The sequence below is a fragment of the Rubripirellula amarantea genome, assembly GCF_007859865.1.
In the GTDB taxonomy this organism is placed as follows: domain Bacteria; phylum Planctomycetota; class Planctomycetia; order Pirellulales; family Pirellulaceae; genus Rubripirellula; species Rubripirellula amarantea.
Genome location: NZ_SJPI01000001.1, coordinates 2,479,137 through 2,491,013, shown reverse-complemented (window position 1 = coordinate 2,491,013; position 11,877 = coordinate 2,479,137). Strand labels below are relative to the sequence as shown.

Below are 11,877 nucleotides of genomic sequence, written 5' to 3'. Positions count from 1 at the left end.
GAAATGAACCCGTCTGCTGAAATGAACCAGTTTGCGCCCACCATTTGGAAAACTACTGGTGGCAAGCTCACGGGGAATCATTCTTAGCAATTTCCGATTTGGAACAGTCGATAAGGGTTTCCTGGAACCGTAGGAAGTTGACAAACAGAAGCCAAAGCCCAAGAACAAACGCTCGCCATGCGACGCTGGATCATTGGCAAGAAGTCCAAAGATCACGCTGATGCCTATCAGCCAATGCGATACTAATTTGCCTCAGCTTGTTCATCTAAATCCGTCACCTTTATGGTAACGGATTTAGATAGAACGAAAGCTGTCGGCCAGACCCATCAGTCAGGCCGTTCAGTCAGACCGGTTGGTCAGCCCCGCCAGTCAGACCGGTTGGGCGAGGAGGGGGGGGGGGAAGTACGAAGACTATTCGTCTTCCGTTTCGACTTGGCCACCCTCGGCGATTCCGGCTGCTTCTTGAGCAGCTTCTGCTTCAGCGTAACCAGCTTGTGACTCTTCCAGCATACGGTTGTACTCAGCCACTGCATCCGTGGAGGCTCCGTCGACGACGCTCGTCGCTTCTTTGCTATCGCAACCAACGAACGCTAGGCAACAAACACTCAAAACCACTCCACAAAACAACTTCATGATTCTCTCGATTTTTAATAGAACGTGATCAAAACAGAAAAAACCGTTCACCCTTCGCGGGTGAACGGTTCAATAGACAATCTTAAACAGCTTACTGGTTCAACTGCTCTTCGATGACCTCGCCAGCGTGACGAGATCCCAATGCACCCCAGATTCCATAAGGACTCTTGGCACCTGGCGAGCGATAGGCATTGATGCCCAGGGCACTTTGGTTGCCAGCGTCGATCGAGTCCGTCATGAAGACAACCGCTCCGTCACCCATCAGGATGTGAGCTCCACCTTGGTGGCGGCTGCTGGCCGAGTAGTGACCTGAGTTTCCAGCATTTTGCTCTGTGCAAAGCTCGCTGTTGGGTGGTGCACAAGTGAAGAAGGCACTGAAGTTAGGCTTTTGCTCAGCCCAACGATAACCACGTCCGTCGACGGCACCAACAACCGCTTGGTTTGGCTCCCAGAACTTTGGTCGTTCAGGGTCTAAAAGGTTTGCACCACCGGTACCTTCACCACGGCACTCGTTAGGTGACGAGTTTCGAACGAACGACCAAGCACGCGATGGTGCGATCGTACGTGAGTCACGGTCACCCAAGTCCGTTGCGATTTCACCCATGGCGATGGTGTTGGACAAACCGTCGATGCAGTCACGGAACTTACGCTCTTCGTGAACGGTGAACATACCACGACCCGCACTTCGAATTTCTCGTGAAAGAACTTCGTTGATCGTTCCCATAGGACCGTCGGCGAAGTTGCCAGTCCATTTGCCCTGTTGAGCACGCTCGGGAGAGTCACCCAAACACGCGGCGTAGTTGGTACGTCCGAGAGCAGGCAAGCCGGTGCCTGGATCACTAGGACAACGAAGCATTGGAATTTCGGTAGCCCATGGTGTGTAAAGAATTTCGTTCGGACTTGGTCCCATTGGCGGGAATGGTCCGCCGTTACGTAAACCTTGGGCACCACCGTTACCACTGGCTGCTGGCGGTTGGGCGCCGGTTGAATCCTTGTTAAGAGGATTAGCAATGGTTTCCCAAAGCCCTTGTTGTTCCATGAATGGAGTCAGGCCAACGATTGCACTGAGCAAACCATTGTTCGAAATTTCCGATGGACGCCAAATGTGCTGCGTGACCGTGTCAGTGGTACCACCACCATGAACCGGCATTTGCTTGAATGCAGCATGGTAGTTGTGCATGGCGATACCAAGCTGCTTGAAATTGTTACTACAGCTCATGCGACGAGCAGCTTCGCGAGCCGCTTGAACGGCAGGAAGCAACAGCCCCACAAGAACTCCGATGATGGCGATAACCACCAAGAGCTCCACGAGGGTAAAGCCCTTGCGAGCTCGTTTAATAGAAGACATTTCGAAAACCTCAACAACGAAAAAGGAAAAGACATGAAAGAGTGATGAACACCACACCTCCTCACCGGCGGAAGCAAGCCTGCCTAACGGTCAACAACTCTCAACCCTCGGGCGCGATGGAACAATGAACTTCACCGATAGCGATTATTGGAAGGAATCACACCGCACTCCATAGCTGAACTTCTTTAAACATGGCTATTCTAAACCCGCATAATTTTTCGCTTTCGCGCAGCTATGCAGCTCAACGCCCCGTTGGAAACACGATGCCGTGGCATAACTGACCACAAACCTTGAGTCCAAACCCACCACCCAAGGGGCAAAGCAACCGCGTATCCCTAACGTCTACGGTGCGGAACTCCGCAAAGGCCCTGACGTGCGAATCCCCCTCAACGAGGAAGACCTTGACCCCCCCACCAAAGCTAGATTTAAAGGGCAGCAAGGTGGTGCAGAATTGCTATCCTGCAGGGCTGTTGCTGGAGCACGCGGCGTTCACCATCCACCGTAAAAAGCGGGCAAAATTGTTAACAAAACACAATTTCGAGGCCGGCAATTGGGTTCGCACGCCCTCCAAGAAAAGGAAGGTTCGCTCAGTACAGGCAAGACCTAGCGGACGCTTGCGATTGCAATAGATGGATTGCAATAGATGGGGCATGTCGTGCGGTATCACTCACGCCCGGCCTTGCGACTAGAGATGCCCAAGTCGCAAAGAAAGATCCCTTGAACGCCCCAGACCTCAAGACGAATTTGCTCCGGTGCCACGTCAGCTTGGCTCGACTGCTGGTTACCAAAAGTGCGTTTCGCGACCGTATCGTTTTGTAACAGCCGCTAGCCCCGTTAACTCCGCAACGACTTACAGCGTAGCGGCGAATGGAACGATTCCACCTCTTACATGCCCTTACATGACAGAGAAGTAGTTTTCGCATGCGAAGTCGAGATACTCTTCTTTGAGCTCGATGGGCAAATCGTTGTAAAGACAGTAGTTCTTGACCTGAAGCAACAAGTCACGCGGCTGGCACATCCGCATTGGACGATCAACTGGCTTGTAGTGTTTCCCTAAAAGGTATTCCACCGATCCCTCGCGATAGGGAACCTTGGTCACCTTACACATGATTTGGAACAACTTCTTGAAGTCCTCTTCCGGAGGATTCTCGGCCTCGATCTTGTAGGGAATCCGACGCAAGAACGCATCGTCGACCAGATCCTTGGGTTCTAAGTTGGTGCTAAAGACAACAAGTTGATCAAAGGGAACTTGGATCTTCTTCCCTGATGCCATGTTGAGGTAATCGAAACGCTTTTCTAGCGGCACGATCCAACGATTAAGCAATTCATCCACTCTCATCTTTTGGCGACCAAAGTCATCGATCACCAATGTGCCGTTATTGCTTTTGAGCTGCAGAGGTGATTCGCTGATGCCGTTTTGCGAATTGTGTTGGACCTCGAGCATTTCCATCGTCAATTCACCACCGGCGATGATGGTTGGTCGCATGATTCGCACCCAACGTTTATCAAATCCACCAACATCCAGCAGACCGCTGGACGCTTCGGGCATCGCCAGCTCATGACACATGGGGTCGAAAACACGTAACACATCGCCATCAATGTCGACCGCACGAGGTATCCAGGTGTATTTCCCAAAGGCGCCGGTGACCCGTTCTGCGATCGAAGTCTTTCCGTTGCCGGGATAGCCAAACAAGAACATCCCTCGTCCGCTGGCCACCGCTGGCCCCAGCTTGCGAAGCATGCCCGGATTGATCAACAAGTCGCTGAAAGCTTTAAGGAGATCCTTCTTCTTAGGGTACTGCCCCTCGATGGTTTGTTTTTTGACGCTGGAGATGTACTCACGAAGTGGCACCGGACAAGCGCCGTAGTAACTACAGTCCGCCAAATGACTGCGGGCAATGTTGCGTCCCGATTCAGTCAGGACATAAATGTAGTCGTTGGTCGATGTGGAACTCTTGTAGGCGACATTCTGCTCCATCTTCAAACGGGCCAAGATTGGCTCGATCATACGGAACGGCAATTTGACCTGCTCGGCGACTCGACGTCCTTCCGCTTCACCGATGTTTTGAAGGAAACGGTAGATGATGGCTTCGAGTAGCGTTTCATTGATACCGGCGCTATACGAGTCCTCAGGCTCGGCCGGCCGCCACGGCTCATCGCGAGACGGTTGAAAGCCGAATGCCATCGTTGGGTCGCCGGAAGTTTTGGGCGTCGCTTTGACGCGAGGCGTTTCGGACGGCTGCGGAGTCGCCGAAACGGGTACCTCGGCGGGTGGCTGTTTTGCTATCGGTTCAGGCTGAGGCGCAGCCTTAGGCTCTGGCGGGACCAGCGGCGGAACTTCTTTCCCCGAGCTTAACGATTGAATTCGCGATATAAGGGAATCCAGCTTGTTATCGACGTCGCTACTCATCCGAGATTGAACCAGGGTGGCAAGAAACAAAAGCACCCTCAGGATGCACCGTTATCAGAGGTATCGGTCGGCACCGTCACTACAGGCCACAAAATTGTCACCATGCGTTTGCCCAGTTTCACATAGGCCCAATTGCCCCATCTATTCCAGCGTGCTTTATCGCACAGTCCTATCTGCAAGCTATGAATTGGAGTCCAAGTGCTACTTCGCTAAAAAAGCAATCGTCGTCTCCCTGCTGCTGACCCGTTCATGCCATCTGTTTCCAAACCTTCGAATCGACTTGGACTACGCGTCGAACAGGCTCGTTGGGAGCTACCGTTGCCTGATGGAGCGAGGCGATTGATTGCATCGGGCGACTTCGACGGCCGAGACAACGAATCGCTGGTCGTCTGGCTCAACAGCGACCCGATCCTGAGTGATCGGCTGCTGCGATGGTGCAACGCGCCGTTGTACAACCTTTCCCAACCCTACCAGTCGCTCAAAGCGGCGGCCACGGTGATGGATGGACGCGACCTGTCGCAACTCGCGGTACTAGCGTGGATTCGCGGCCTATTTGCTCCCGAACGACAAATTGACATCTACACCCGTGGCCGGTTGTGGGCTCACAGTATTTCCGTTGCCGCTGTTTCATCGCTGATCGCGCGGACCTGCACCGAGATCGACGCCAGCATGGCGTTCATCGCTGGGGCTCTGCATGACATAGGCATGATCGCTAGCGAACGACTCGATGCGGAATCGTTTGCCGAAACCCTTTCGCTAGTTGATGAACTCTCGCCAGTTCACGACGTCGAGATGGAACAGCAAGGTTGGAACCATGGTCAGCTCGGATCTGCGATCCTGGAACAGTGGGGGATGCCCGAGAGCATCTCACTAGCAGCCCTGCACCATCATTCACCCCATAAGATCCTGCAAACCGCCGGATCAAACTTGAATGCCATCGATTCGCAGCACGCCGACATGGTTTGCTGCGTCGCGATTGCAAACTACCTGTGTTCACGAGCAGGATGGGGAAGCTTGTCCGCCAATTCGATTGCCGCCCCGAAAGACCGAGTATTCCAGCACCTTGGCATCGATTCCGGGTTACTGACGATTCTTTGGCAACAACTCTATCCAACAATCGAATCGGTCGCCGTGATCCGCTAATAGCGACGATTTGGCGATTGATGGGGCGAGCTTGGCGTGACTTTTCTCGTGACCAGCACCGGTAATCAAGCGATCCGACCGAGTATTCCGCTGATGCCCTGGGCTCGGGTATTCCGCTGATGCCCTGAGCTCGGGCGAGCACCGCGAAGCCGAGCATTCTTAGAAAACCTGGCCGTCTTCCAGGAAACCAAAGCAGTAATAGGCCCGCGGAGCGGTGAAAGACTAGAAACCAGCACCGTGATCCAAAACCAATGCAGCGTTTCATTAACAAGCCTGCAGGTATCAGTCTTTGGCTTTGAAGCTCAGCAAAGAGATAAACAAACACGGCACCTCTGCTTGGCGACCTGAATTGCTCAATCGCAATCAATCGCATTCAATCTCGATCCAACCTCTATCTAACGAGGTGCGTTTCGGTGGTGCTGAGTGAAACAATCGATTGGCAAACTGTAGAAAAGCGTTGGCCGACCGAGCCTGCAACCCAGTCGTTACGACCGCAGCGACAATCAAGACAACGTTGGGGCAGGACTCGATTCGCCGCAAGCAATGCGTCAAACGCAGCCGAAACCTTCATGTGAAGGCTTTAAGAACTTTTTTGGTGATTTCGATGTGATGGCTCTTGCCATGCCAACCAAGTCCCGATATCTTTCCGCCTCGCGTCAGCGGGAACCACGGTCAGCGACCGAAAGTGACAACTGACGAGCCACCTGGCACCATGAAATTTTTCGAAATAAAAGGTGTCAGACTGGTTGACTTAAAAACTGATTCCCGGATACTACGGGACCAGTCAACGGCCAACCGGCCACCACAACTTTGCTTCGGCAAAGCGAGGTGAACCAGCCGACCCGTTGACTAATTGATCATTGACAATTTGGTGATGGAACTTCTGTTGAGTTCAGTTGCGAGGTCATTCCTCGGCACTGCTTGCTGTTGATGCAAGACGGTGTCGATAAAAATGGCGAATCGCTGTGGGATGTTTACCGACATCCCAAACAGAGCAGATCAACACTCGGTTTTAACTTTGCTTTCTCCCGGTGTGACTTCGGTTGCACTGGTGAATCAATACAAAATTGAAGGGTTTGATCCTGGCTCAGAATGAACGTTGGCGGCGTGGATTAGGCATGCAAGTCGCACGAGAAGTCTCAATTAGCTTGCTATGAGAGACGGACAGTGGCGAAAGGGAGAGTAACGCGTGGTTATGTACCTTGGGGACCGGGATAGTAGCGGGAAACTGCTAGTAATACCGGATAACATCTTTGGATCAAATGGTGTGATTCCGCCCTGAGATCGGACCGCGTACTATTAGCTTGTTGGTGAGGTAATGGCTCACCAAGGCTGCGATGGTTACCGGGTGTGAGAGCATGGCCCGGCTCACTGGGACTGAGACACTGCCCAGACACCTACGGGTGGCTGCAGTCGAGAATCTTTGTCAATGGGCGAAAGCCTGAACAAGCGACGCCGCGTGCGGGATGAAGGCCCTCGGGTTGTAAACCGCTGTCAGAAGCTAGGAAATGTTAGAGGGTTATCCCTTTAACTTGACCGACCTTCAGAGGAAGGACGGGCTAAGTTCGTGCCAGCAGCCGCGGTAAGACGAACCGTCCAAACGTTATTCGGTATCACTGGGCTTAAAGCGTTCGTAGGCGGCTTGGTAGGTGTGATGTGAAAGCCCACGGCTCAACCGTGGAATTGCGTCGCAAACCCCCAAGCTCGAGGAAGATAGGGGTGATGGGAACTTATGGTGGAGCGGTGAAATGCGTTGATATCATAGGGAACACCGGTGGCGAAAGCGCATCACTGGATCTTTTCTGACGCTGAGGAACGAAAGCTAGGGTAGCGAACGGGATTAGATACCCCGGTAGTCCTAGCCGTAAACGATGAATACTGGGTTGAGGGAACTTTCACATTCTCTCGGCCGTAGCGAAAGCGTTAAGTATTCCGCCTGGGGAGTATGGTCGCAAGGCTGAAACTCAAAGGAATTGACGGGGGCTCACACAAGCGGTGGAGGATGTGGCTTAATTCGAGGCTACGCGAAGAACCTTATCCTAGATTTGACATGCTTAAGAGTCTCCATGAAAGTGGAGAGTGCCCTTCGGGGAGCTTTTGCACAGGTGCTGCATGGCTGTCGTCAGCTCGTGTCGTGAGATGTCGGGTTAAGTCCCTTAACGAGCGAAACCCTTATCTTTAGTTGCCAGCGGGTAATGCCGGGGACTCTAAAGAGACTGCCGGTGTCAAACCGGAGGAAGGTGGGGATGACGTCAAGTCCTCATGGCCTTTATGTCTAGGGCTGCACACGTCCTACAATGGTACGGACAAACGGACGCAATACCGCGAGGTGGAGCAAATCCTAGAAACCGTACCTCAGTTCGGATTGCAGGCTGCAACTCGCCTGCATGAAGCCGGAATCGCTAGTAATCGTAGGTCAGCATACTACGGTGAATGTGTTCCTGAGCCTTGTACACACCGCCCGTCAAGCCACGAAAGTTGGAAGGGCCCGAAGTCGTTAAGCTAACTCGCAAGAGAGGCAGGCGCCGAAGGTCAGTTCGACAATTGGGACTAAGTCGTAACAAGGTAGCCGTAGGGGAACCTGCGGCTGGATCACCTCCTTTCTAAGGATTCTTAGAATATGTTATCCGTGGTGACACGTTTAACAGATCTGTGAAAATGACTCTCAAAACACTCAACAGAATTTAGGTCTTCGGACCTATGCCATCACTAAATATCAAACGAAAGCCCACTCAGGCCCGTCGCCAGCCTGAGTGGGTTTTTTCGTGCGCGCTCGGAATCTCTGTCCGAATCCGCTTTTCTATCTCACTCGCCAGCTTTACTCACCAATCTAATCGTCGGGTCACCGCTGTTCATCGTTGAGTCACCGTTCGTGCGATCACGTTCCGGCGCGATGCACCACAAATCCTCTCGGCAACTTCCCAGCGTGCTCTTCCGCGTACGATCATTCAACCGAACGCAGCATCCGCGTTCTGGTTTTGATCAGCGAACTACCGAACTCGTTCCAACATCGAAGTTGGCGATCTCAACAAACTAAGCCGCTTTGCTTATGTCGAGCTAAGGACATTTGTGAGGCAATCACTTTGCACTCGATCCTTCAACAGTTCATCGCTAAGCGCACCGCCAATATGACGATCAAAGCAAACCTATTCGCTTGTCAAAGATGAACGTCAGTTGATGAGAAGATGCTATGGCGTCGACGAAATTTACAGTTTGTACCATCGCGAATACTGGCACCCATTTGCTGCACACGTGTCGTGACTGTTCGCTTCCAAAACAAGGCTGCGACAACTCACCCAATTATTTTCAGCCGGCGTTCGAAAGCAAGTTTTGTCTATCAATCTCGTCATTAAGCCGACTTGCTGAATAGGCAAGCCAAACCTTTCATCTTTGAGCTATTCGACGCTTCATCCGCCAGGCCGTTGGCAACTAGATGGAGTCTCCTTAGTCGAGGAGAACTAACAATTCTCGCCACTCCATTTTCCCTCGCGGTGATTTTGCAGGTGGCCAGTTGCAATAGTGGTCAGCTCGATGAAGTTTGCAAATGATCAGTAGCGAGTGACGTTGCCACGCCATTGATCGCGGCCGCAATTCTCGTTGCTTTTCACACCTTCTCGCGAAAGCAGGCGAAAGAAACGATCGGCTTCTCAGTTGTTTCGCCATTTCCAATATGCCCTCGCAATACAGGTTTCGCCTCGGGAAGATTTCTGTTGATGCCACCGATCGTCCATTTGCGTTAAAACATTAGTTCAGTAAATGCCGCGGCGATTCTTTGCCTGACTCCTAACATTCGATGTTGCCTCATGACTGCCCCTTCACCCGAAGTCTTCGAAAAGCTTGCCTCCTTCTATCTTGGTCGTCACTACGATCTTAAAGGTGGCAAACTAAAAGATGACTTACTGATGTATGACGCCAAGGATCTTTGCACGCATGCTATGTGCGTCGGGATGACGGGCAGTGGAAAGACGGGGCTGTGCTTATCACTTCTTGAGGAAGCTGCGATTGATGGAATTCCCGCGATTTGCGTCGATCCTAAAGGCGATCTCGGCAACCTGTTGCTCACCTTCCCCGATATGCAGCCGGAAGATTTTAAGCCGTGGCTTGAAGAGAACGAGGCAAGCCGTAAAGGAAAAACACTTGACGAGCTTGCGGCCGACACCGCAGCAACGTGGAAGAAAGGGCTCGCCTCATGGGGGCAAACGCCCGAGCGTGTCGCAAAATTCAAGGAATCGGTGGACATCGCTATCTACACGCCCGGTAGCAACACCGGACTTCCCATGACGGTATTGAAAAGTTTTGATGCTCCACCTCGCGAAATCCTGGATGATTCGGACGCTATGCGAGAAAGGGTCACCGGTGCTGCTTCGGGATTACTGACACTGATGGGGATCGATGCCGATCCTCTGCTTTCGCGTGAACACATTTTGATCGCCTCAATCTTCAATCACTGCTGGATCGAGGGGAAGAACGTCACGATTGGCGACTTAATTGGATTGATCCAATCGCCACCGATCGAACGTGTCGGCGTGCTCGATCTCGATTCGTTTATGTCTGCCAGCGATCGCAGCAAGCTAGCGATGACTCTGAACAATTTGCTTGCTTCGCCAGCATTCTCGACGTGGCTCGAAGGGGAACCGGTCAACATTCAAAAGATGCTGTACACCCCCGAAGGAAAACCCCGTCTGACAATTCTTTCAATCGCTCACCTGACCGACAACGAACGGATGTTCTTTGTCACTATTTTGCTGAACGAGTTGCTTGCATGGGTGCGCACCCAAAGCGGAACTAGCTCGCTGCGAGCAATGTTCTACATGGACGAGGTAGCTGGGTATTTTCCGCCGGTAGCCAATCCTCCCTCCAAACCACCAATGCTAACGCTATTGAAGCAAGCTCGCGCGTTTGGCTTGGGCATCACTTTGGCAACCCAAAACCCAGTCGACCTGGATTACAAAGGTCTATCAAACATCGGGACTTGGTTTTTGGGTCGCCTGCAAACTGAGCGAGATAAAGCGAGAGTGCTAGAAGGTCTGGAAGGGGCTGCGATCCAATCCGGGCAAGCCTTCGATCGCAATGCGATGGAACAGATCCTAGCTGGCTTGGGAAGCAGAGTCTTTCTACTCAACAATGTGCACGATGATGGCCCTAGCATTTTCCAAACGCGATGGGCGATGTCGTTTCTTGCTGGACCACTAGCAAGAAACCAAATCAGCCGATTGATGGCAGATCGTAAAGCCAAGATGGAAACCAGCGGTAAACTGGAAAGCGAATCGCTGAGCGGTGAACCCGCAGCCCCAACACGTCCGGTCGTTCCAAGTGGAATTCAAGAAAGGTTCATGGTTCCTACGGAGGTGCCGGACGAAAACGCTAAATTGGTTTACCGTCCGGGTATTTACTCTGAATCATCCCTTCACTTTGTACGCAGTAGTGCCAACCTAGACACCTGGATTGATGTAAAACGCGCTATCGCGTGTGGCAGAGGCGTTCCCGATGACCTTTGGGAGTCGAGTTGCGAAGTATCCGTCGATACCGAATGGTCGGAAGACCCCGACGAGGACTACACCTTCAGTGAACTCCCGACGGACTTGATGAGCTCTTCAAAATTCAAGTCATTCGAAAAGCAGTTCAAAAGCTATCTGTATCGCCATCACGCAATGACCATTTACAAAAGCGGATTATTGAAAGAGTACGCACCTGGTGGATTGACCGAGCAAGAAGCCCGCAATCACTTCAAGCATGCCGCACGTGAAGCCCTTGATCGCGAAACCGAGAAACTCCGAAACAAATACGCGGTTAAAATGGAACGCATCAACAGCAAGATGCAAACGGCTCAGGATCGCGTCGACCGTGAAGCCGAACAATACAAGCAGGCAAAGATGTCATCCGTGATCTCATTTGGGGCTTCAATACTTGGTGCGTTCATGGGCAACAAAGTAGCCAGCCGAACCAACGTTTCAAAAATGTCCACGGCAATGAGGGGTGCGGGGCGTGCAGCTCAACAAAAGGGCGACGTGATGCGAGCGGAAGAACAACTCAAACAACTCGCTCTTGATATTCACGAACTCGACGATGAGCTTAACGAAGACCTTGAAAAACTTGGCGAAGAGTACCGCGTCGAAGACTGGACCCTTGAAACGACTACGGTTCCACCTCGAAAGAGCGATTTGAAGGTCGACGATCCGTGGCTCATCTGGACTCCATGGCAAGTGGATTCGACTGGGATCGCGTCGCCCTTATTTTCATGGGCCGAGAAAGAATAACGCCGAACGACTGCAATCAAGTTGGCGCGTAAAAAAAGCCAGCTCTGCGTCAGGGTGTTTCACCTTCAGCAGAGCTGGTCTTAAAA

The 11,877-nt window shown here is 52.2% G+C and carries 5 protein-coding genes and 1 rRNA gene; 3 read left to right on the top strand and 3 right to left on the bottom strand.

The features are described 5' to 3' along the window. Nucleotides 1-411: 411 nt before the first annotated feature. The 3 genes from Pla22_RS09075 to Pla22_RS09065 form a co-directional block, all read right to left on the bottom strand. On the bottom strand, nucleotides 412-633 hold the full coding sequence (locus Pla22_RS09075) for a hypothetical protein (RefSeq protein WP_146514326.1): 222 nt from the start codon (nucleotides 631-633) through the stop codon (nucleotides 412-414). Nucleotides 634-724: 91 nt separating this feature from the next. Beyond that, nucleotides 725-1,981, bottom strand: coding sequence for a DUF1559 domain-containing protein (locus Pla22_RS09070; RefSeq protein ID WP_146514325.1), 1,257 nt, complete (start codon nucleotides 1,979-1,981; stop codon nucleotides 725-727). 895 nt (nucleotides 1,982-2,876) lie between these two features. Continuing rightward, nucleotides 2,877-4,391, bottom strand: a complete 1,515-nt coding sequence (locus Pla22_RS09065; RefSeq protein ID WP_242631894.1) for an ATP-binding protein — start codon at nucleotides 4,389-4,391, stop codon at nucleotides 2,877-2,879. Nucleotides 4,392-4,640: 249 nt separating this feature from the next. On the opposite strand from Pla22_RS09065, the gene Pla22_RS09060 reads away from it, so the two are divergent. From Pla22_RS09060 to Pla22_RS09050, 3 genes are all read left to right on the top strand, one after another. Next, nucleotides 4,641-5,534: an HDOD domain-containing protein gene (locus Pla22_RS09060; RefSeq protein WP_146514324.1), complete on the top strand. Its 894-nt coding sequence runs from the start codon at nucleotides 4,641-4,643 to the stop codon at nucleotides 5,532-5,534. A 1,064-nt stretch (nucleotides 5,535-6,598) separates the two neighbouring features. Continuing rightward, nucleotides 6,599-8,137 (top strand): 16S ribosomal RNA (locus Pla22_RS09055). Between the two features lie 1,200 nt (nucleotides 8,138-9,337). After that, nucleotides 9,338-11,791: an ATP-binding protein gene (locus Pla22_RS09050; RefSeq protein WP_146514323.1), complete on the top strand. Its 2,454-nt coding sequence runs from the start codon at nucleotides 9,338-9,340 to the stop codon at nucleotides 11,789-11,791. Nucleotides 11,792-11,877 lie beyond the last annotated feature (86 nt).

What these genes read in the sequence shown, in the direction of transcription:
- Pla22_RS09075 (WP_146514326.1), bottom strand. Translation starts at nt 633, where the DNA reads ATGAAGTTGTTTTGTGGAGTGGTTTTGAGTGTTTGTTGCCTAGCGTTC.
- Pla22_RS09070 (WP_146514325.1), bottom strand. Translation starts at nt 1,981, where the DNA reads ATGTCTTCTATTAAACGAGCTCGCAAGGGCTTTACCCTCGTGGAGCTC.
- Pla22_RS09065 (WP_242631894.1), bottom strand. Translation starts at nt 4,391, where the DNA reads ATGAGTAGCGACGTCGATAACAAGCTGGATTCCCTTATATCGCGAATT.
- Pla22_RS09060 (WP_146514324.1), top strand. Translation starts at nt 4,641, where the DNA reads ATGCCATCTGTTTCCAAACCTTCGAATCGACTTGGACTACGCGTCGAA.
- Pla22_RS09050 (WP_146514323.1), top strand. Translation starts at nt 9,338, where the DNA reads ATGACTGCCCCTTCACCCGAAGTCTTCGAAAAGCTTGCCTCCTTCTAT.